At 49.2% G+C, this 21,241-nt stretch carries 23 protein-coding genes, 1 pseudogene and 1 other annotated feature; of the genes and pseudogenes, 15 read left to right on the forward strand and 9 right to left on the reverse strand.

Annotated features, from left to right (window positions below):
• Positions 1–119: 119 nt before the first annotated feature.
• Positions 120–719 (reverse strand): metal-dependent hydrolase, encoded by a 600-nt coding sequence (locus tag F4V61_RS01065; protein WP_000505807.1) that lies wholly within the window; start codon positions 717–719, stop codon positions 120–122.
• A gap of 137 nt (positions 720–856) precedes the next feature.
• Positions 857–1,525, reverse strand: a complete 669-nt coding sequence (gene hxpB, locus F4V61_RS01070; protein WP_000106850.1) for a hexitol phosphatase HxpB — start codon at positions 1,523–1,525, stop codon at positions 857–859.
• 147 nt (positions 1,526–1,672) lie between these two features.
• On the opposite strand from hxpB, the gene F4V61_RS01075 reads away from it, so the two are divergent.
• A complete protein-coding gene (locus F4V61_RS01075) occupies positions 1,673–2,209 on the forward strand; it encodes a YniB family protein (RefSeq protein ID WP_000222159.1) in 537 nt (178 codons plus the stop codon).
• Between the two features lie 50 nt (positions 2,210–2,259).
• On the opposite strand, the gene F4V61_RS01080 is transcribed toward F4V61_RS01075, so the two are convergent.
• The 3 genes from F4V61_RS01080 to pfkB all read right to left on the reverse strand — a co-directional run bounded on the left by F4V61_RS01080 (position 2,260) and on the right by pfkB (position 4,546).
• Positions 2,260–3,120, reverse strand: a complete 861-nt coding sequence (locus F4V61_RS01080) for a fructosamine kinase family protein (protein ID WP_038396109.1) — start codon at positions 3,118–3,120, stop codon at positions 2,260–2,262.
• A 106-nt stretch (positions 3,121–3,226) separates the two neighbouring features.
• Entirely contained in the window at positions 3,227–3,517 is a 291-nt protein-coding gene (gene ghoS / locus F4V61_RS01085; RefSeq protein WP_080161030.1) for a type V toxin-antitoxin system endoribonuclease antitoxin GhoS, read from the reverse strand.
• Positions 3,518–3,613: 96 nt separating this feature from the next.
• Entirely contained in the window at positions 3,614–4,546 is a 933-nt protein-coding gene (gene pfkB / locus F4V61_RS01090) for a 6-phosphofructokinase II (RefSeq protein WP_080161029.1), read from the reverse strand.
• Positions 4,547–4,833: 287 nt separating this feature from the next.
• Between pfkB and F4V61_RS01095 the strand changes: the two genes are divergently transcribed.
• On the forward strand, positions 4,834–5,592 hold the full coding sequence (locus F4V61_RS01095) for a DUF481 domain-containing protein (RefSeq protein WP_012210221.1): 759 nt from the start codon (positions 4,834–4,836) through the stop codon (positions 5,590–5,592).
• 48 nt (positions 5,593–5,640) lie between these two features.
• On the opposite strand, the gene F4V61_RS01100 is transcribed toward F4V61_RS01095, so the two are convergent.
• Complete coding sequence (locus F4V61_RS01100) at positions 5,641–6,600, reverse strand: lipid A deacylase LpxR family protein (protein ID WP_001046443.1); 960 nt, start codon at positions 6,598–6,600, stop codon at positions 5,641–5,643.
• A 447-nt stretch (positions 6,601–7,047) separates the two neighbouring features.
• Here F4V61_RS01100 and F4V61_RS01110 point away from each other — a divergent pair, with 447 nt between their 5' ends.
• Both F4V61_RS01110 and F4V61_RS01115 read left to right on the forward strand, forming a co-directional pair.
• Positions 7,048–7,902: a DNA/RNA non-specific endonuclease gene (locus F4V61_RS01110; protein WP_000335345.1), complete on the forward strand. Its 855-nt coding sequence runs from the start codon at positions 7,048–7,050 to the stop codon at positions 7,900–7,902.
• Positions 7,903–7,916: 14 nt separating this feature from the next.
• Positions 7,917–8,794: pseudogene (locus tag F4V61_RS01115) on the forward strand (integrase core domain-containing protein); the annotation flags it as partial.
• 59 nt (positions 8,795–8,853) lie between these two features.
• Here the strand turns inward: F4V61_RS01115 and F4V61_RS01120 are convergent.
• From F4V61_RS01120 to F4V61_RS22015, 3 genes are all read right to left on the reverse strand, one after another.
• The gene (locus F4V61_RS01120; RefSeq protein ID WP_058345373.1) at positions 8,854–9,996 is read right to left on the reverse strand and encodes a lipopolysaccharide N-acetylglucosaminyltransferase; all 1,143 of its coding nucleotides are present in this window, start codon (positions 9,994–9,996) and stop codon (positions 8,854–8,856) included.
• A gap of 72 nt (positions 9,997–10,068) precedes the next feature.
• A complete protein-coding gene (locus F4V61_RS01125) occupies positions 10,069–10,338 on the reverse strand; it encodes a helix-turn-helix domain-containing protein (RefSeq protein ID WP_001236869.1) in 270 nt (89 codons plus the stop codon).
• Positions 10,339–10,376: 38 nt separating this feature from the next.
• Positions 10,377–10,532 carry a hypothetical protein gene (locus F4V61_RS22015; RefSeq protein WP_000106124.1) on the reverse strand — a complete coding sequence of 52 codons (156 nt, stop codon included), beginning with the start codon at positions 10,530–10,532 and terminating at the stop codon, positions 10,377–10,379.
• A 226-nt stretch (positions 10,533–10,758) separates the two neighbouring features.
• Between F4V61_RS22015 and F4V61_RS01130 the strand changes: the two genes are divergently transcribed.
• From F4V61_RS01130 to btuC, 11 genes are all read left to right on the forward strand, one after another.
• On the forward strand, positions 10,759–11,178 hold the full coding sequence (locus F4V61_RS01130) for a translesion error-prone DNA polymerase V autoproteolytic subunit (protein ID WP_000394195.1): 420 nt from the start codon (positions 10,759–10,761) through the stop codon (positions 11,176–11,178).
• A gap of 2 nt (positions 11,179–11,180) precedes the next feature.
• Positions 11,181–12,449 carry a Y-family DNA polymerase gene (locus F4V61_RS01135; protein ID WP_000457668.1) on the forward strand — a complete coding sequence of 423 codons (1,269 nt, stop codon included), beginning with the start codon at positions 11,181–11,183 and terminating at the stop codon, positions 12,447–12,449.
• 365 nt (positions 12,450–12,814) lie between these two features.
• Positions 12,815–14,743, forward strand: a complete 1,929-nt coding sequence (gene thrS / locus F4V61_RS01145; protein WP_080161028.1) for a threonine--tRNA ligase — start codon at positions 12,815–12,817, stop codon at positions 14,741–14,743.
• Positions 14,744–14,746: 3 nt separating this feature from the next.
• Positions 14,747–15,289, forward strand: a complete 543-nt coding sequence (infC, locus tag F4V61_RS01150) for a translation initiation factor IF-3 (RefSeq protein WP_001574431.1) — start codon at positions 14,747–14,749, stop codon at positions 15,287–15,289.
• 95 nt (positions 15,290–15,384) lie between these two features.
• Positions 15,385–15,582, forward strand: a complete 198-nt coding sequence (gene rpmI / locus F4V61_RS01155) for a 50S ribosomal protein L35 (protein ID WP_001124225.1) — start codon at positions 15,385–15,387, stop codon at positions 15,580–15,582.
• Positions 15,583–15,632: 50 nt separating this feature from the next.
• Positions 15,633–15,989 (forward strand): 50S ribosomal protein L20, encoded by a 357-nt coding sequence (gene rplT / locus F4V61_RS01160; RefSeq protein WP_000124849.1) that lies wholly within the window; start codon positions 15,633–15,635, stop codon positions 15,987–15,989.
• A 115-nt stretch (positions 15,990–16,104) separates the two neighbouring features.
• Positions 16,105–16,229: a sequence feature (Phe leader region), on the forward strand.
• On the forward strand, positions 16,110–16,154 hold the full coding sequence (gene pheM, locus F4V61_RS01165; RefSeq protein WP_001386830.1) for a pheST operon leader peptide PheM: 45 nt from the start codon (positions 16,110–16,112) through the stop codon (positions 16,152–16,154). It overlaps the preceding feature by 45 nt.
• Positions 16,230–16,291: 62 nt before the next feature.
• A complete protein-coding gene (gene pheS / locus F4V61_RS01170) occupies positions 16,292–17,275 on the forward strand; it encodes a phenylalanine--tRNA ligase subunit alpha (RefSeq protein WP_000018570.1) in 984 nt (327 codons plus the stop codon).
• 15 nt (positions 17,276–17,290) lie between these two features.
• The gene (gene pheT / locus F4V61_RS01175) at positions 17,291–19,678 is read left to right on the forward strand and encodes a phenylalanine--tRNA ligase subunit beta (protein WP_038396101.1); all 2,388 of its coding nucleotides are present in this window, start codon (positions 17,291–17,293) and stop codon (positions 19,676–19,678) included.
• A 4-nt stretch (positions 19,679–19,682) separates the two neighbouring features.
• Positions 19,683–19,982 carry an integration host factor subunit alpha gene (gene ihfA / locus F4V61_RS01180; protein ID WP_001229266.1) on the forward strand — a complete coding sequence of 100 codons (300 nt, stop codon included), beginning with the start codon at positions 19,683–19,685 and terminating at the stop codon, positions 19,980–19,982.
• Between the two features lie 202 nt (positions 19,983–20,184).
• A complete protein-coding gene (btuC, locus tag F4V61_RS01185) occupies positions 20,185–21,165 on the forward strand; it encodes a vitamin B12 ABC transporter permease BtuC (RefSeq protein WP_038396100.1) in 981 nt (326 codons plus the stop codon).
• Positions 21,166–21,241 lie beyond the last annotated feature (76 nt).

Consider the following 21,241-nt stretch of genomic DNA (forward strand, 5'->3'; position numbering starts at 1 on the left):
TTTTATTATGAAACGCTCTGTTTTAGCGATTCTGTTGCCGCAAGGTTAGCAGAACTGTGAGCTGGTTCTTATATTCAAATAGAATGGGTTATGCCAAAAATGACTTTTGCGTTGTTTTACTAATCAATCTGGTGATTTATAAAACGATTGAACTGCATTTGCAGGATATTGATCATATGCGAAGACCAGCGTATTGCGCTGTTTTCTGGAATAGACTGCGGCATCCACACTGCCCAGGCAAACAACGCCATACATAAAAACCGCTCCAGTTGATTGCCTTTTCGCGGCGCGAGGATAGGCAGGCGGAAACGCCAGCGGCACGGCCACAATAGGGGAACGCCCGCAGGCGTGAGCATATCTGCGACGATGTGGCTTAAATAGCCGAGTACCATGCCTTGCAGCGCATCTGCGGGAATAATCCACGTATCCGGCACTTTAAGGTAAAAGGTCGCCAGTAGGGCAAAAACCGCCAGCAGGCTATGGGTAAACCCCCGGTGGCCGAACGCTCTGGCGATCGGTTTCGATACCCATTTCAGACGCTGACCAAGAAAAGATTTGGGGTGGTCGATATCCGGCAGCAGGCAGGTCAAAATAGCCGAAGGAATAATATGCCACCAGTCGCCCTGCGCAAGGACCGGCGTTAGCCCGGCATTCTTGGCGAAAACCGCGCTGGCTATAGAAAAAAGAAGATGTCCTTCCGCCGTCATGATAAAACCCATAAAACTGTCAATTCATACAGTATAGGGTTTTTATACAGTAGGCGGAAGTGGTGACGTTGTAACTCTTTGTCTCTGTCAAAGCCGCTTGCCGTCTGGCTAAGCGGCTAATCGCCTGTTTGCTTTGTTACGGAAATATCTTAACCGAGCAGATGCGCCGCCGTCAGCCCCCTCAGCGAGCTAAGTTTTACATTCGCCAGCGCAAAGCGTGGATCGCGCTGGTTCTCTTCTGCCGGCACCACAATGGCGCGCATTCGCGCCGCCTTTGCTGCGATTAAACCATTAACTGAATCCTCCAGCGCCACGCAGGTCAAAGGATCAACGCCTAATTTGGCCGCACAATCAAGATAGACCTGCGGGTGCGGTTTGCTGTAAGGCAATTTTTCCGCAGAAGCTAGCGCGTCAAAACTGTCGCGCAGTTCGAACATGGTGAGCACTTTTTCCAGCATATGCAGCGGCGATGCCGAGGCGAGCCCCACAAATAACCCCTGAGCTTTACACAGCGCCACGGCCTCATGCACGCCCGGCAAAAGAGGACGTGTCTCTTCGATAAGCGTAATAGCGCGGGCAATGACGCGGTTTGTTACTTCCTGGCGATCGGGGCCGCTCCACGGTTGCTGCGCAAACCAAAGATCCACAACCATATCAATGCGTAGCCCAAGCGTGTCCGGCAGTTCATGGCGTCGAGTAATATCTACGCCTAAACTTGCCATCACGTCCAGTTCAGCGCGATCCCAGAGCGGTTCGGAATCGATCAGTAGCCCATCCATATCGAAAATTGCAGCAAGAATTTGACGCGGGGTTGACATCACAACCTCTCCTGATGAGATTAAAAATTACGGATCAAACGTTCATTATGACTATGTTACTAGTATAACGCCCTTAAAGATCAGGCGAAAATGGGAATCACCAGGTAGACTTAGGCTAAAACGACGCGTCTTTATCAAGGGGAACTTATGACGTATCAACAAGCTGGACGCATTGCAATCCTAAAAAGAGTTGTAGGATGGGTCATTTTTATTCCAGCGCTGCTTTCCACTCTCATTTCAGTTCTTAAATTTATGTATGCGCATAGTGAAAAGCAGGAAGGGATAAATGCGGTAATGCTGGATTTTACCCACGTAATGATAGACATGATGCGCGTGAATACGCCGTTTCTGAATGTATTTTGGTACAACTCGCCGACGCCGAATTTTCAGGGAAGTCTGAACATCGGCTTCTGGCTGATTTTTATTCTGATTTTTGTCGGACTGGCGATGCAGGATTCCGGTGCCAGAATGAGCCGTCAGTCACGTTTTTTACGTGAAGGCGTGGAAGATCAATTGATCCTGGAAAAAGCAAAAGGCGCGGAAGGACTAACGCGTGAGCAGATAGAGTCACGTATCGTGGTGCCGCACCATACCATCTTTTTACAGTTTTTCTCGCTCTATATTTTGCCGGTTATTATTATCGTGCTCGGCTACTTTTTCTTTACTTTGTTAGGTTTTATGTAAGCTGAAAATGCCGGATAACGTGCGCAGCTTATCCGGCATGGGCGGTGTAGCTATGCCGCAAGCAGCCGATCCATCGCTTTTTGCGCCATGAGCAGGTGCTGACCGCCAAACAATCTTGCCCGATTAAGCAGGGTGTAGAGTTGGTAAATTGGCTGCCTGTCGAGAAAATCCATCGGTAACGGCGAGACGGACTGATAGCCGTCATATATCTGCGGAGGCTGACCGGTATGCAGCGGCAGCATCGCCAAATCGCACTCTCTGTCTCCCCAATAGCAGGCCGGATCGAAGATATAAGGGCCGTCAGGGCCAAGCGCGCAGTTCGCTGACCACAGATCGCCATGTAGAAGAGAAGGCTGCGGTTGGTGCGATGCAAGACGTTGTTGCACATGTTCAACAATGGCGTCAATGTTGCCAAAGGTAATGCCTTTTTCCGCAGCTAATTCAAGCTGCCAGCCAATGCGCTGTTCGGCGAAAAAAGTCGACCAACGGCGTTGCCAGGCATTCGGCTGCGGCGTGGTAGAGAGCGCGTTGTCAAAATCGAGACCAAATTGTGGTTGATCGCTCCATTCGTGCAGGTGCGCTAACTGTTGCCCAAGAATAAACGCATTATGGGCGTCCAGCGGGCGGGGCGGGAGGTAGTCCATGACTAAAAAGCTGTAATCCCGATCTGAACCTACCGCCCATACTTTAGGTACAACAACAGTTTTACTGCGGGAGAGCAGCTCCAGCTGATCGGCTTCAGCGGTAAAACCGCGAAGCATTTCTCGTTCATCGCACTTCACGAAAAAATCATGACCTGCATAACGCAAATGCCATGCGGCATGAACTTCTCCGCCAGGCAGTTCATTACGCAGTTCGATTTCGCCTTCACCGACTTGCTCGCTTAAAAGACGACTGATAGCCTGCCACATAATGTCTCTCCCCACGTTGTCTGCCAGATCATAAAGTTAGCGCAAAAATGCGGTTAAAAAATACGAGCTAACGCACATCGCGGACGCGCCGCGGCGGGAATGGCACTTATTGTGCGTTTTTACTCCACGCCTCCCAGGTCGTCACGGTAATGTCGACGTCCTTATCTAACGCGCTTTTCGTAAGTCCGGCGACAAGCGCTTTGATTTCATCAGCGCTCTGAGCGCTAATAAAGCCAAACGTATTGGTGCCGAGCTCATGCACATTCCCTTTATCGTCCGTTAATGTCAGCAAAAAACCGCTGCGCGTCAGATGGTTATTGAGTTCGTTAATCTCGGTCAGGGAATCTTCATGGAAGGTTACGGTAATAACATAACGGGTAATATCGCCACTGGCCATCGTTCACCTCGTTGGGAGCAACTGTGTTTTTAACAGCGGCGGATGCGCCGCCCGTTAACCGATTTTCCGGTATCCCCCTCGGCGAGGGGGATACGATTATTGCGCGGAAAGATAGGCGTATATTTTTTGGGTATCGTCACGAGAACACAGACGTGTACCTTGATTGAGCGTAGCGGCGCTGCCTGCCGCCACACCGAAGCGCACCATCTCTTCCAGCGACGCGTCTTGCGCCAGTTTTAACGTCATTGCGCCCACCATACTGTCGCCTGCGCCGACAGTACTTTGACTTTTCACTGGGGGAGGAACAACCTGGATGCAATTCTCACTGTCTATGCCCAGCGCCCCTTGCGGCCCCAGAGAGACCACTACCCGGCGCGCCTTGCCGCTTTGCACTACTTCCAGGGCTGCTTTGCGCACATCATCAGGCTGCGTAAGATCTCGATTGACCAACGCGCTCAATTCTTTCAGGTTAGGTTTTACCAGTTCGATATCGCCAAGCGCCAGCGCGGCGGTGAGCGCGTCGCCAGAGCTATCAATAATGCAGCGAATGCCTTGCTTCTGCGCGGCGGAAATCAGTTGCGTGAGTTTCTCGACCTTAACACCGGGCGGAAGGCTACCGCTGATAACCAGGATTGCTCCGGATTCAATTTCCAGCACCTGTTCTTCAAGCTGGCGAAACTCGTCATCGTCCAGCGTGGCGCCGGGCATAACAAAACGATATTGTTCGCCGCTGGACTCAACGTGGACGTGCAGGTTCTGGCGAGTCCAGTCTTTCGTATCGACGGTAGAAACGGGGACATTTTCGTCGGCCAGTAGTGCAACCAGATGTTCACCGGTAGCGCCGCCAGCCGGAAAAATCGCGGTCGCGGCGCCGCCAAGATGCGCAATGGCGCGAGCGACATTAATACCGCCGCCGCCAGGTTCGAATACCGGCGCGGAGCAGCGAAGTTTACCTTCGGGATAAATTTGCGGCGTGATTGTTGCGCTATCGAGAGAAGGCGCAAGCGTCAACGTATAGATACGTACCATCGTTACCTCCTGTTAGGCTGATTTCAGTCTGGCACTTAATCACCGGAAAGTGAAGTAATTAACAATATGATTTTCCGAATCTTTATTTAAAAAGTATGGTGTAAAGATATATAAATAAATTAATGCTTTGGGAGGGTTCTTATTCAAAAAATGAAATAGTAATTCATTGCTATGTTATTCGGGGCTTCTTATAATTCGCTACCTTTCCTGGGGCGTTTGTCATTGATCCCTATGAAAGTTTCCGGGACCGTCGTGGTCTCTTTTTTAGTTGTACGGACTCTTTATAAATGAAGCTTTTGAAGACAGTACCCGCTGCAGTTATGCTGGCGGGTGGCGTGTTCGCGTCTCTGCATGCAGCCGCCGATGATTCCGTTTTTACTGTCATGGATGATCCCTCCACAGCGAAGAAACCTTTTGAAGGTAATCTGAATGCGGGTTACCTTGCCCAGTCAGGCAATACAAAAAGTTCTTCTTTAACGGCTGACACAACGATGACCTGGTACGGACAACGTACCGCATGGTCGTTATGGGGCAATGCCAGCAATACTTCTTCTAATGATGAACGCTCTTCAGAAAAATATGCGGTAGGCGCGCGTAACCGTTTTAATATAACGAATTATGATTATGCCTTTGGTCAGGCCAGTTGGCTGACAGATCGTTTTAACGGTTATCGTCAGCGCGACGTACTGACCACCGGTTACGGGCGGCAGTTCCTTAATGGTCCAGTACACAGCTTCCGTTTTGAATTTGGCCCGGGGGTTCGCTATGACGAACATACGGACGATACCACTGAAACGCAGCCGCTGGGTTATGCCTCCGGCAGCTATGCCTGGCAGTTGACCGACAATGCTAAGTTTACGCAGGGAGTGTCAATATTTGGCGCAGAAGATACCACACTGAACTCGGAAACGGCCCTCAATGTCGCCATTAACGAACATTTTGGTTTAAAGGTGGGGTATAATCTGACATGGAACTCGCAGCCGCCTGAATCAGCGCCTGAACATACCGATCGTCGCACTACGGTAACGCTGGGTTATAAGATGTAATATTGCCCCGGGTTACGTTGCGTAACCCGGTTATTCCGCAATGGCGCCTCAGAAGAAGAAGGTGATATCGCCGTTTATATAAGAATAGTCGCCCCCGGTGCGAAATTCCGGCGTAACTTTATTTAAAGAAAGCGAAAATGCGACGGGAGAATAGCCGACGGTAGCACCGACGCGATATTCATCCACGGTTTTGTTAATGTCCACCGTTTCCATTTTTGTTTGCAACGTTTTCCCCTGTAACGTGTAGTTTTTATCAACTTCCCGACGCTCAACGCCAGCAAAAACCTTATATATTAATCCCTCTTTTTGACTATGCATTAATCCACGGCGAGCCAGTAACCCAAATCCATTATCAGAGTTGAAGGTCTTATCATTTCCCAGCGCAACAGTTGCACCATAGCCAAAATACTGAAAAAGGTTGCCGCCAACTGCAGAGACTTCTGGATAGAGGCCCACATTGATGCCAAGAATATCAACGCTTGGCGTAAGAGACACCATGCCTTTTGCCGCATAACCATAACGGTTTTCAATTTGATCCTGCCAGGCAGGGTATTTTTCTGCGCCTATTATTTGGTGCGCCCGATTCTGAACCTCCTTACCGCCTGCGTCAGGACCAATAACACCGATATCGGTACCAAAACGATAACGTAACCAATTCGTAGCTAATGAATTCCACTCCAGTCCGGTGTGAAGAAATGCGCTGAACGCACGGTCACCCTTAACAGCCTCGGGCTTTCTCTTGTTAGCACCTGATGGAGAATAAATATCTTGTGCGATATGAAAAGAGAGCTGACTGGCGTCGTTGATATCGTGGCTGTAGCCTAAAAATAGCCCAGAACTATAATCATCCCGGTCTGCAGCCTGGTGCCCATAAAGAGTATTTAATGTTGGTTGAAATATACCTGCATCATCATTCGCCAATGAAATGGCAAGGCTACTGGCATTAGCCATTGTGGTCGTACTGAGTATGGCGGCAAACGTTGTTGCATAATAGCTGTATTTGTTCACTTTTTACCCCTGATTATGAAAGTGAATACTCTTATTTTTCACAAAGCAATAAGCACCGAGGCAAGACACGCAGTGCTTCTTAAAACATTAATATAACTGAACTCCTGCCAGCAGCGAGTTATTGAGATGATACGTTGCCTTAATGTTGAAAAAATGGCCCTGAAAAATCTGCGCCACAGACGTTATTGGGTACCCATTTTTTCATTTATTATCAGAGTGCGAACAATTGTTGGTTTTATGATTATGCATATAATATGATGCCTGTATGTAATAACATGAGTGTCCTTTTGGGCTCATTTTATTTGATGGTTTTAATGTTAACCTGTTATTAATTTTTTCTGTGGTAATGTTGTCCTTAATGATGGGGTTTCTTAATCTCTGCCGGGTTAAGATCACCAAATTCTTGTCTCATGTATTATTAGGGTGTTTATTATTAAGGAAAATAGTGTGTGTAAAACCATTAATTTGTTAAAATTACTGCCCGTAATTTTATTAAGTGCCTGTACAACATCGTATCATCCCCAGGATACAACATCGGCGCCCGCGCTACCTCATCGTGAAGGACTCGTTCAGCAACCTGATAACTGTAGTGTTGGCTGTCCTCAGGGAGGAAGTCATCAAACCCTCTACCGTTATGCCTATACGCTCAATAATAATAGCGCCACGAAATTTGCGAACTGGGTTGCCTATAGCGTGACAAAAACCAGCCAGGCAAGCGGTCGTCCGCGAAACTGGGCGCAGGATCCCGATTTACCGCCCTCGGATACATTGGCGCCCTCCGCCTATAAGAATGCCCATGCGCTATTAAAAGTCGACAGGGGACATCAGGCGCCGTTGGCTGGGCTGGGCGGTATATCAGACTGGCCGTCGTTAAATTATTTATCGAATATTACGCCGCAGAAATCCGCCCTGAATCAGGGGGCATGGGCTTCACTGGAAAACCGGGTGCGCGAACTTGCTAAACAGGCTGATATATCCGTAGTACATGTGGTAACCGGCCCGCTTTTTGAGCGGCATATCGCTACATTGCCAGAAGATGCTACAGTAGAAATTCCCAGCGGCTACTGGAAAGTTTTATTCACCGGAACGGCGCCGTCAAAAAGTGAAGGAAATTATGCCGCGTTTATCATGGATCAGAATACGCCCCGATCGGCGAATTTTTGCGACTACCAGGTTACTGTGGACGCTATCGAACATAAAACGAAGCCAGTGCTGACGTTGTGGTCTGCCTTGCCTGAAGCGGTAGCCAACGAGGTGAAAACGACAAAGGGGAATCTGGCGCAGAAGTTAGGTTGTCGATGAGATGCGCTATGTGGGGCGTGGATGCGTTGATAAATCGTAGACGCTGCTCGCCTAACTTTAAAAACCGTACCGATGAGTCCACTGAGCGGGCTGTTGTTGATTATGCTGTCGCATTCCCGGCTCACGGCCAGCACCGGACCAGCAACGAGCGACGTAAACAGGGCATTTTTATTTACGGCAGTGGTGTCCGTTCCATCTGGTTACGTCATCCCCCTGAGAACTTCAAAAAATGCCTGAAAGCGCTGGAGGAGAAAGTGACCAGCAATGGCATCGAACTGACCGACAGCCAGATCGCGGCGCTGGAGCGTAAAGTCAGTGATGACGAAGCCTGTGGAGAGATTGAAACCGCTCATCTGGGTTATCTGGGTTCACAGGACGTTCTGTGTGGGCAACCTGAAAGGCGTCGGACGTATTTATCAGCAGATATTTGTTGATACGTACTCGAAAGTTGTTCACTGTAAGTTGTATATCACCAAGGCGCTGATTACTAAGGCGGATCTGCTGAATAATCGTGTGCTGCCATTTTACGGCTGGTGCTGAGAATACTGACCGGCAGAGGCACTGAGTGCTGTGGTAAAATGGAGCACCATGATGATCAGCTTTATCTGGCGATAAATGATATCGACCACACGAAAATCAAAGCGATGTCGCCGCAGACTAACGGCATCCGCGAGCGGTTCCATAAAACGATACTGAATGAGTTTTATCAAGTGGCGTTCCGTAAAAAGTTATATGTCGATCTTGATACATTATAATTGGATCTTGATGAATGACCGGCTCACTATAATAATGAGCGAACCCATCAGGGAAAATGTGTTGTGGCCGTACGACGAGGGAAATATTACTTGATAGAAAGCGCATTTGGGCTGAGAAAAAGTTAAGCCAGATGTAATCTGACAGATGCCTGTATAAATAACCAGTAACTGTCAGATCAGGTCTGAGCTAATACATTTAATCAAACCATTTTTCAATTACTTTTTCGAATTTATTTGTAACATGCCACCATAGATAATTTTCAAGAACATATTTCCTTCCATTATTTGCTATATTGCTCAGGTCAGGAGCATCGAGCACTTTTTCTATATCTTGTGCAATAGTCAATGGTGTCATTGGCTCTTGCAAGTGATACCCGGTTTCATTTTCTTTTACAAACTCTGTCATTCCACCGCGTGTACTGACCAGCACAGGTTTTCCTGTGCCCATCGCCTCAATTGCAACCATGCAGAACGGTTCCTGAAATTGAGAGGGGATAACAACTAAATCTGCCAAAGAATAATAGCTATATATTTTTTCTGGGGCAACCCCTCCCAGCATATGGCAGTGCGGTTTTAGCCGTTCTGCTAATTCTCGCACTTCGCGCTGATAGGCGGCTTTTTCACCTTTGCTTTTATTCATATAGTCACCAACGACAACTAATTCTATATCGCTGCGTTCTTTGAGCAAATATTCAAAAGCCTGTAAAAGCAAAGTTACGCCCTTGTCAGGAGAAATGCGGCCAGCGTAAAAAATGACTTTTTTATCAGAGGGAATATTTAGATCAGATTTCTTTAATTTCTCCAGGTCTTTATCGAGGGAATAAGGATCTGTTCCGTTAGGGACAATAGAAATATCTGCATAAGGGAGATGATTGCGGTAATAATTCTTCAAGAACTCACTGGGAACGATCATTTTGACATCTTTATCTAACCCTTCCGGTTCGAAGGCATTATGCATATGCATTATCATCTTTACATGAGGAGCGCGCTGACGAATTTGTCGGTATAATTTCATACTATTGTGTACAATAATTACGCTTTCGTCAGTAATATTGAAGTCTTTTGCAATATTCAGAATACGCTGTGAGTAAGGGATTGGGTCCAGACGAGTCCACTTTTGAAATATACGTTTATAAATTCTACTGAACCCGATGCGGTGAATAGAGCATCTTTCGTTAACTGTAGTGAAATCCGGATATCCTTCTTCCCTTATGCATACTATCCGGTTTGGTATCTTTGTTCTCTTGGCAACCTGATACATCCAGGTCTCGACGGCTGCTGCGCTGCGTGGCGGAATAGAAAAAATAGGTGTAACAGTTAAAATAATCTTATCAACCATGATTTGCCTCAAAATATTTATAATATGTTCTTATCCTAATTTTTAATACGAAAGCAGAACCTGTAGAAAACATTATATATTCTCAAACGAAGCTCCGATTTCTTGCATTTTTTCCAGAACGGAAGCTAATTCCTTATCGTCTAAAGCAAGTTGTGCCGCCATAAAAAACAGGATATGAGGCGACATTGCTCTGGGGGATTCACCGCCGGTGTATTTACGCCACTGGCTGTTACTTGCCACGCCAGCAAGGTCAGCCATCTGTGCTCCGGTATAACCCAGTTTCTCTTTTAACTGGTTCAGATCTTCCGGCGTAGGTGGCGTGTAGTCTTTGATCAGTCGCATGTATCACCTGTAAAAAGCCCCTACCGGGGCTTAAATTGTTAAATCAGTTTTGCTACGGCTCCAATAAGACCAATAGCAATGACGATTGGATACCAGGCTGACTCTCTGTTGAGTTTCGATGTCTCAGCAGTCAGCTTAGCGATTTCAGCGTTGATTTTTGCTAATTCGGCTTGGGTCATTTCGTTAGTGCTCATCGTTCTTCCTTTCGGGATTCGGACGGCGGCCTTTCCGTTACCTCATGCGTCTAAATATAGCCCCATTGGTGCTACTTGTCAACTCGCTATTACTGGTTTTTAGAAAAGTTTTGTATAAGAAAAATCAAAGAATTACTACATCTAAGCAGTTGATAGGTGATGACATGCTTGAATTATTTCTTTTTTAAAACTACTGTATATAAAAACAGTATTTAAGGTATGGATTATGGAGTTTTTCAGACCTACAGAATTGCCTGGAATTATTTCTCTCCCATTTTTCAGTTACTTAGTGCCGTGTGGATTCCCCAGTCCCGCGGCGGACTACGTTGAACAGCGTATCGATCTTAACGAATTGCTCGTTTCTCACCCTGGCTCAACGTATTTTGTCAAAGCAACTGGTGATTCAATGATTGAAGCAGGCATTAGCGACGGTGACCTGCTGGTAGTAGATAGTTCACGAACTGCTGAACACGGCGATATTGTTATCGCGGCTGTGGGGGGGGAATTTACTGTTAAACGTCTGCAGCTGCGGCCTACGGTTCAGCTCAATCCGATGAACAGCGCCTATTCACCGATCATCATCGGCAGTGAAGACACGCTGGACGTATTCGGCGTCGTTACTTTCATCGTTAAAGTAGCGAGTTAAGTATGTTCGCGCTTTGCGATGTAAATTCGTTTTACGCCAGTTGTGAGACTGTATTCAGACCAGATTTGAAGGGACGCCCTGTCGTAGTTCTCTCAAATAACGACGGATGCGTCATAGCGTGCAGCGCTGAGGCGAAACAGCTCGGTATCGCAATGGGCGAGCCATACTTCAAACAGAAAGAACTCTTCCGGCGATCCGGTGTCGTTTGCTTCAGCAGCAACTACGAGCTTTACGCTGATATGTCGAATCGGGTAATGACCATGCTCGAAGAGATGTCGCCGAGGGTTGAGATTTACAGCATCGATGAGGCTTTTTGTGATCTGACAGGAGTAAGAAATTGCCGCGATCTGACAGATTTTGGTAGGGAGATTCGCGCCACGATACAACAACGAACGCGTTTGACTGTGGGGGTGGGAATTGCGCAGACCAAAACTCTGGCAAAGCTGGCTAATCATGCAGCAAAACGGTGGCAGCAATCAACGGGCGGCGTAGTCGACTTATCGAATGTTGAGCGTCAGCGTAAACTTATGGCGGTATTGCCGGTGAGTGAAGTCTGGGGTGTAGGGCATCGTATCAACAAGAAGCTGGAAGTCATGGGCATCAGAACGGTTCTGGATTTGGCTGATTCCGATATCCGCTTTATCCGGAAACATTTCAATGTAGTGCTGGAGCGTACCGTGAGAGAGCTTCGCGGAGAGCCATGTCTGGAACTTGAAGAGTTTGCGCCGACAAAGCAGGAAATCGTTTGTAGCCGTTCTTTCGGCGAGCGAGTCACAAGCTATGAGGAGATGCGCCAGGCTATTTGCAGCTACGCTGCGCGCGCGGCAGAGAAACTCCGTGGCGAGCATCAGTACTGTCGTTTCATTTCAACATTCGTCAAAACATCCCCCTTTGTCCTGAACGAGCCATGCTACGGCAACAGCGCCAGTGTGATGCTTCTCACCCCCACGCAGGATTCACGCGACATTATCAATGCGGCTGTGAAGTGCCTGGATAAAATCTGGCGAGATGGCCACCGCTACCAGAAAGCGGGTGTGATGCTGGGTGACTTCTTCAGCCAGGGCGTAGCGCAACTCAACCTTTTCGATGATAACGCGCCGCGCGCTGGTAGCGAGAAACTGATGGAAGTGCTGGACCACCTTAACGCAAAAGACGGGAAGGGGACGCTATACTTCGCCGGGCAGGGGATTCTGCGACAGTGGGCTATGAAGCGAGAAATGCTTTCGCCGCGGTACACCACAAGGTACTCTGATCTACTGCGTGTTAGGTAACAGGCTCCATCAGTTCTTGGCCTTGATTTTTCACATTCCCCACAGCGCGCCAGATAAATTTTTCTGTCGGCGCGGCACAGGCGGGAATTACCTCCCCAGCTTGCTTCCCTCCAACATCATGAGATCCTGGGAATTTGATGATGGAACGGTGATGTAACACAGAAAGGTGCAATCTCCCTTTTATTAGTGTTACCATCATTTGACCAAATGACAGATCACGCGTAGCGGATGATCATTTGTGTACCAGATTGTGTACCAATTTAGCAATTGTTGGTTAGATGGATACGCAACTTACTGTTAATAAATTAATTTTCTCTTTGTATGTGATCTTGCGTATGGGTCACCACTGCAAATAAGGATATAACATGCCTGTTATTACTCTTCCTGATGGCAGCCAACGCCATTATGATCACCCTGTAAGCCCAATGGATGTTGCGCTGGACATTGGTCCTGGCCTGGCGAAAGCCACCATTGCGGGTCGTGTGAACGGCGAGCTGGTTGATGCCTCCGATCTGATTGAAAATGATGCGACGCTTTCCATCATCACCGCAAAAGATGAAGAGGGGCTTGAGATCATTCGTCACTCCTGTGCGCATCTGTTAGGCCATGCCATCAAGCAACTCTGGCCGCACACGAAAATGGCTATCGGGCCGGTTGTCGACAACGGTTTTTACTATGACGTTGATCTTGACCGCACGCTAACCCAGGAAGATGTTGAAGCGCTCGAAAAGCGGATGCATGAGCTCGCCGAGAAAGATTACGACGTTATCAAGAAAAAGGTGAGCTGGCATGACGCGCGCGAAACCTTCGTGAAGCGCGGCGAGACTTACAAAGTGGCTATTCTTGATGAAAATATTGCCCATGATGATAAACCTGGCTTGTACCACCATGAAGAATATGTCGACATGTGTCGTGGTCCGCATGTACCGAATATGCGTTTTTGCCATCACTTCAAACTGATGAAAACCGCAGGCGCATACTGGCGCGGCGACAGTAATAATAAGATGCTGCAGCGTATTTACGGCACGGCGTGGGCAGATAAAAAAGCCCTGAACGCCTATCTGCAGCGCCTGGAAGAGGCTGCAAAACGCGACCACCGTAAAATTGGTAAGCAGCTCGATCTGTATCATATGCAGGAAGAAGCGCCGGGCATGGTATTCTGGCATAACGACGGCTGGACTATTTTCCGCGAGCTGGAAGTCTTTGTTCGTTCTAAACTCAAAGAGTACCAGTATCAGGAAGTAAAAGGCCCGTTCATGATGGACCGCGTGCTGTGGGAAAAAACCGGGCACTGGGACAACTATAAAGATGCGATGTTCACCACGTCTTCAGAAAACCGCGAATACTGCATCAAACCGATGAACTGCCCGGGCCACGTTCAGATCTTTAACCAGGGTCTGAAATCCTATCGTGATTTGCCGCTACGTATGGCGGAGTTTGGGAGTTGCCACCGTAACGAGCCGTCAGGCGCGCTGCATGGTCTGATGCGCGTGCGCGGTTTTACCCAGGATGATGCGCATATCTTCTGTACAGAAGAGCAGATCCGCGATGAAGTTAACGCTTGTATTCGTATGGTCTACGATATGTACAGCACCTTTGGCTTCGAGAAGGTTGTCGTCAAGCTTTCCACTCGTCCTGACAAACGTATTGGCAGCGATGAGATGTGGGATCGTGCTGAGGCGGATCTGGCGGTTGCGCTGGAAGAGAATAATATTCCGTTTGAGTATCAACTGGGTGAAGGCGCATTCTACGGTCCGAAAATTGAATTTACCCTATATGACTGCCTCGATCGGGCATGGCAGTGCGGTACAGTACAGTTGGACTTCTCCTTACCGTCTCGTCTGAGCGCTTCCTATGTAGGCGAAGACAACGAGCGTAAGGTGCCGGTAATGATTCACCGTGCGATTCTTGGGTCGATGGAACGCTTCATCGGTATCCTGACAGAAGAGTTTGCTGGTTTCTTCCCGACCTGGCTTGCGCCGGTTCAGGTAGTGGTGATGAATATTACCGATTCGCAGTCTGAATACGTTAACGAATTGACGCAGAAACTACAAAATGCGGGCATTCGTGTAAAAGCAGACTTGAGAAATGAGAAGATTGGCTTTAAAATCCGCGAGCACACTTTACGTCGTGTCCCTTATATGTTGGTCTGTGGTGATAAAGAGGTGGAAGCAGGCAAAGTTGCCGTTCGCACCCGCCGCGGTAAAGACTTGGGCAGTCTGGACGTAAATGAGGTGATTGAGAAGCTGCAACAAGAGATTCGCAGCCGCAGTCTTCAACAACTGGAGGAATAAAGTATTAAAGGCGGAAAACGAGTTCAAACGGCGCGTCCGAATCGTATTAATAGCGAAATTCGCGCGCAAGAAGTTCGCTTAACAGGTCTGGAAGGCGAGCAGCTTGGTATTGTGAGTCTGAGAGAAGCTCTGGAAAAAGCTGAAGAAGCCGGAGTAGACTTAGTCGAAATCAGCCCTAACGCCGAGCCGCCGGTTTGTCGTATAATGGATTACGGCAAATTCCTCTATGAAAAGAGTAAGTCTTCTAAGGAACAGAAGAAAAAGCAAAAAGTTATCCAGGTTAAGGAAATTAAATTCCGTCCTGGGACAGATGAAGGCGACTATCAGGTAAAACTCCGCAGCCTGATTCGCTTTCTCGAAGAGGGCGATAAGGCCAAAATCACGCTGCGTTTCCGCGGTCGTGAGATGGCTCACCAGCAAATCGGTATGGAAGTGCTTAATCGCGTGAAAGACGATTTGCAAGAACTGGCAGTGGTCGAATCCTTCCCAACGAAGATCGAAGGCCGCCAGATGATAATGGTGCTTGCTCCCAAGAAGAAACAGTAAGGCCTTCAAGTAACAATTCTGTGAAGCTTTCGGGCTTCACAGGTTTTGTTCGCCTGGGTTTCGTTTATTAACAATGCGAAGTGGAAGTTATTAAAATGCCAAAAATTAAGACCGTACGCGGTGCTGCTAAGCGCTTCAAAAAAACCGGTAAAGGTGGTTTTAAGCACAAGCACGCTAACCTGCGTCACATTCTGACCAAAAAAGCGACTAAACGTAAACGTCACCTGCGTCCGAAAGCCATGGTTTCTAAAGGCGATCTGGGCTTGGTTATCGCGTGCCTGCCGTACGCATAAGCCGTTAACGTTTTTAACTTTTTAATTAGAATAGATACAGGAGAGCACATATGGCTCGCGTAAAACGTGGTGTAATTGCACGCGCACGTCACAAGAAAATTTTGAAACAAGCCAAAGGCTACTACGGTGCGCGTTCTCGCGTATACCGCGTTGCCTTCCAGGCAGTTATCAAAGCTGGTCAGTATGCTTACCGTGACCGTCGTCAACGTAAGCGTCAGTTCCGTCAACTGTGGATTGCGCGTATCAACGCAGCAGCACGTCAGAACGGTATTTCTTACAGCAAATTCATCAACGGCCTGAAAAAAGCCTCTGTTGAAATCGACCGTAAGATCCTGGCTGATATCGCCGTATTTGACAAAGTCGCGTTCAGCGCGCTGGTTGAAAAAGCGAAAGCAGCTCTGGCATAAGCCAGTGAAGAGAGGGAGCCTGGCTCCCTCTCTTTTAATTACGGTTCAGTGAATTGACAATTAACTCGTAACCCTTTTCAATAAAGGATATCCGGTTTTACCACATAAGGTAACGCAAGCATGAACGCTGCTATTTTCCGTTTCTTTTTTTACTTTAGCACCTGATCCCAGGAGGCTAGCGCGTGAAAAACGAAACGAAAAACAGCGCAAAAAAAGCCTCCTGATGGAGGCTTTTTTTGTACCTGAAATCGAGAGATTACATCCAATGAACCGGTGTCTTCACCGACACAATGAGGAAAACCATGTCACATCTCGCAGAGCTGGTTGCCAATGCAGCGGCCGCCATTAACCAGGCGTCAGATGTTGCCGCGTTAGATAATGTACGCGTCGAATATTTGGGCAAGAAAGGGCATTTAACCCTTCAGATGACGACCTTACGCGATCTGCCGCCGGAAGAACGTCCGGCAGCCGGGGCAGTCATTAACGCAGCGAAAGAGCAGGTACAACAGGCTCTTAACGCGCGTAAAGCCGAGCTGGAAAGCGCAGCGCTTAACGCCCGTCTGGCCGCTGAAACCATCGATATCTCTCTGCCGGGGCGCCGTATTGAGAACGGCGGTCTGCATCCGGTCACGCGTACCATTGACCGTATTGAAAGTTTCTTCGGCGAGCTTGGTTTTACCGTGGCGACTGGCCCGGAAATCGAAGACGATTATCATAATTTCGATGCGTTAAACATTCCGGGTCATCATCCGGCCCGCGCCGATCACGATACCTTCTGGTTTGACGCGACCCGTCTGCTGCGGACCCAGACGTCTGGCGTCCAGATCCGGACGATGAAAGCGCAGCAACCGCCGATCCGTATTATCGCGCCGGGCCGCGTATACCGTAATGACTACGACCAGACGCATACTCCGATGTTCCATCAGATGGAAGGTCTGATTGTTGACACCAACATCAGCTTCACCAACCTCAAAGGGACGCTGCACGACTTCCTGCGTAATTTCTTTGAAGAAGATCTGCAGATTCGCTTCCGTCCCTCTTATTTTCCGTTTACCGAACCTTCTGCCGAAGTGGATGTGATGGGCAAAAACGGCAAATGGCTGGAAGTGCTGGGCTGCGGAATGGTGCATCCGAATGTGCTGCGTAATGTCGGTATCGATCCGGAAATCTATTCCGGCTTTGCTTTTGGTATGGGGATGGAGCGTCTGACCATGTTGCGTTACGGTGTCACCGATCTGCGTTCATTCTTCGAAAACGATCTGCGTTTCCTCAAACAGTTTAAATAAAGGCAGGATAAAATAATGAAATTCAGCGAACTGTGGTTACGCGAGTGGGTTAACCCGGCAATCGATAGCGATGCTCTGGCAAACCAGATTACGATGGCTGGCCTGGAAGTCGACGGTGTTGAGCCGGTCGCGGGAAGTTTCAATGGCGTTGTGGTTGGGGAAGTGGTTGAGTGTGCCCAGCACCCGAACGCTGACAAATTGCGCGTAACGAAAGTCAACGTCGGCGGCGAACGCCTGTTGGATATCGTCTGCGGCGCGCCAAACTGTCGTCAGGGGCTGAAAGTCGCGGTGGCCACCATTGGCGCCATCCTGCCGGGCGATTTCAAAATTAAAGCGGCGAAACTGCGCGGCGAACCATCTGAAGGGATGCTGTGCTCCTTCTCCGAACTGGGGATTTCCGACGATCACAGCGGCATTATCGAACTACCAGCGGATGCGCCGATCGGTACCGATATTCGCGAATACCTGAAGCTTGATGACAATACCATCGAAATTAGCGTCACGCCGAACCGTGCGGACTGCTTAGGCATCATCGGCATCGCTCGTGATGTGGCTGTACTGAACAAAGCCTCGTTGCAGGAGCCGGAAATGACGCCGGTTGCGGCAACCATCAGCGATACGCTGCCGATTACGGTAGACGCTGCTGATGCGTGCCCACGCTATCTTGGCCGGGTGGTGAAAGGCATCAATGTTAACGCGCCGACGCCGCTGTGGATGAAAGAGAAACTGCGTCGCTGCGGTATTCGTTCCATTGATGCGGTGGTTGACGTCACTAACTATGTCCTGCTTGAGCTGGGCCAACCGATGCACGCCTTCGACAAAGACCGTATTGACGGCGGGATTGTCGTGCGGATGGCGAAAAAAGGTGAAACGCTGGTTCTGCTCGATGGCTCCGAGGCTAAGCTGGATACCGATACTCTGGTTATTGCTGACCATCAGAAAGCGTTGGCAATGGGCGGTATTTTTGGCGGCGAACATTCCGGTGTGAACGGTGAAACGCAAAACGTGTTGCTGGAGTGCGCGTACTTTAACCCGTTGTCTATCACCGGTCGCGCTCGCCGCCACGGTCTGCATACCGATGCGTCTCATCGCTACGAGCGCGGCGTTGATCCGGCATTGCAATATAAAGCGATGGAGCGTGCGACCCGCCTGCTTCTTGATATCTGCGGCGGTGAAGCCGGTCCAGTAATCGACATAACGAACGAAGCTACTCTGCCGAAACGTGCCACCATTACGTTGCGTCGCAGCAAACTGGATCGCCTGATCGGGCATCACATTGCGGATGAGCAGGTCAGCGATATTCTGCGTCGTCTGGGTTGTGAAGTAACCGAAGGGCAGGATGAGTGGAAAGCCGTTGCGCCGGGCTGGCGTTTCGATATGGAGATTGAAGAAGATCTGGTGGAAGAAGTCGCCCGCGTCTACGGCTATAACAATATTCCGGACGAGCCAATCCAGGCCGGTTTAATCATGGGGACGCATCGTGAAGCCGATCTGTCGTTGAAGCGGGTTAAAACTATGCTGAACGACAAAGGCTACCAGGAAGTAATTACCTATAGCTTTGTCGATCCTAAAGTACAACAACTCATCCATCCGGGCGTAGAAGCGCTGCTGCTGCCAAATCCTATCTCCGTTGAGATGTCGGCGATGCGTCTGTCGCTGTGGAGCGGATTGCTGGCGACAGCAGTTTATAACCAGAACCGTCAGCAGAATCGCGTGCGTATTTTCGAAACCGGTTTACGTTTTGTTCCGGATACACAAGCCAATCTGGGTATTCGGCAGGATCTGATGCTGGCTGGCGTGATTTGCGGTAACCGCTATGATGAACACTGGAACCTGGCAAAAGAGACCGTTGATTTCTATGATTTGAAAGGCGATTTGGAAGCGGTGTTGGATTTAACCGGCAAACTGGACGATATCCAGTTCAAGCCGGAGATGAATCCGGCGCTGCATCCGGGACAGTCTGCGGCGATTTATCTGAAAGATGAACGTATTGGTTTTATTGGGGTTGTTCACCCAGAACTGGAACGTAAACTGGATCTAAATGGTCGTACGCTGGTGTTTGAACTGGAATGGAATAGTCTGGCAGACCGTATCGTGCCTCAGGCGCGGGAGATTTCACGCTTCCCGGCCAATCGTCGCGACATTGCGGTTGTTGTTGCAGAAAACGTTCCCGCAGCGGATATTTTATCCGAATGTAAGAAAGTTGGCGTAAATCAGGTAGTTGGCGTAAACTTATTTGACGTGTACCGCGGTAAGGGTGTTGCGGAGGGTTATAAGAGCCTCGCTATCAGCCTGATCCTTCAGGATACCAACCGTACACTCGAAGAAGAGGAGATTGCCGCTACCGTCGCCAAATGTGTAGAGGCATTAAAAGAGCGATTCCAGGCATCATTGAGGGATTGAACCTATGGCGCTTACAAAAGCTGAAATGTCAGAATATCTGTTTGATAAGCTTGGGCTTAGCAAGCGGGATGCCAAAGAACTGGTTGAACTGTTTTTCGAAGAGATCCGTCGTGCTCTGGAAAACGGTGAGCAGGTGAAACTCTCTGGTTTTGGTAACTTCGATCTGCGTGATAAAAATCAACGTCCGGGGCGTAACCCGAAAACGGGTGAAGATATTCCTATTACAGCACGGCGCGTGGTGACCTTCAGACCCGGACAGAAGTTAAAGAGCCGGGTCGAAAACGCTTCGCCCAAAGAAGAGTAATCAGATCCAGGCATAACATCCATCAGGGTGCATTGCGGCAGATATCCTGCTCTCCTGAAAGTCGATCTGCAGGAGGCGAGGGGATTTGCCAGTCTGAAAGATGACGCGTATAACTAAAAAGGCCGCATTGCGGCCTTTTTTCTTTCAAGTATGGAATACCCACCGTAAAATCACGCTACCTCTTTTCAGCTGAATGGATAACATGCTGACTTTTGCCCGCCAACAACAGCGACGAAACGTACGCTGGCTTCTGAGCCTGTCACTGCTGGTGCTACTGGCTACACTTCTGAGTTTATGCGCAGGCGAACAGTGGATTGCTCCCGGTGACTGGTTAAGCTCCCGGGGGGAGCTGTTTGTCTGGCAAATTCGCCTTCCCCGTACGCTTGCGGTATTGCTGGTTGGCGCTTCGCTGGCGCTATCTGGCGCAGTGATGCAGGCGCTGTTTGAAAATCCGCTTGCTGAACCTGGCTTACTCGGCGTTTCGAACGGGGCCGGTGTTGGGCTTATTGCCGCCGTCCTGTTGGGGCAGGGGCAACTGCCAGGATGGTCGCTGGGACTGTGCGCTATAGCCGGCGCGCTCACTATTACGTTAATTCTACTGCGTTTTGCGCGCCGCCATCTCTCTACCAGCCGCTTGTTGTTGGCGGGCGTCGCGCTGGGCATTATCTGCAGTGCGCTGATGACGTGGGCCATCTATTTTTCCACCTCTTTCGATTTGCGGCAATTAATGTACTGGATGATGGGAGGATTCGGCGGCGTTGACTGGCAGCAGAGCTGGCTGATGACGGCGCTCATCCCGGTGCTGATCTGGATATGTTGTCAGTCGCAACCGATGAATATACTGGCGCTAGGGGAGACTCCGGCGCGGCAGCTCGGACTGCCGCTGTGGCTCTGGCGCAATCTGCTAGTCGTCGCTACCGGCTGGATGGTGGGCGTCAGTGTGGCGATGGCGGGGGCGATTGGTTTTATCGGCCTGGTCATTCCGCATATCCTGCGTTTATGTGGTTTAACCGATCACCGGGTTTTACTTCCCGGTTGTGCGCTGGCCGGGGCTATCGCGCTGCTATTGGCTGATGTGGTCGCCCGCCTGGCGCTGGCATCGGCTGAACTGCCTATCGGGGTCGTCACCGCCACGCTGGGCGCGCCGGTATTTATCTGGCTGCTGCTCAAATCTGCGCGTTAGCGCATCGGTAAGCAACTGTTTTCATCATTCGCAGTCTATGATTAAAGGCTAACGATGAAACCCACTATTCTACCGA

The sequence above is a fragment of the Salmonella enterica subsp. arizonae genome (genome assembly GCF_008692845.1).
Taxonomy (GTDB): Bacteria; Pseudomonadota; Gammaproteobacteria; order Enterobacterales; family Enterobacteriaceae; genus Salmonella; species Salmonella arizonae.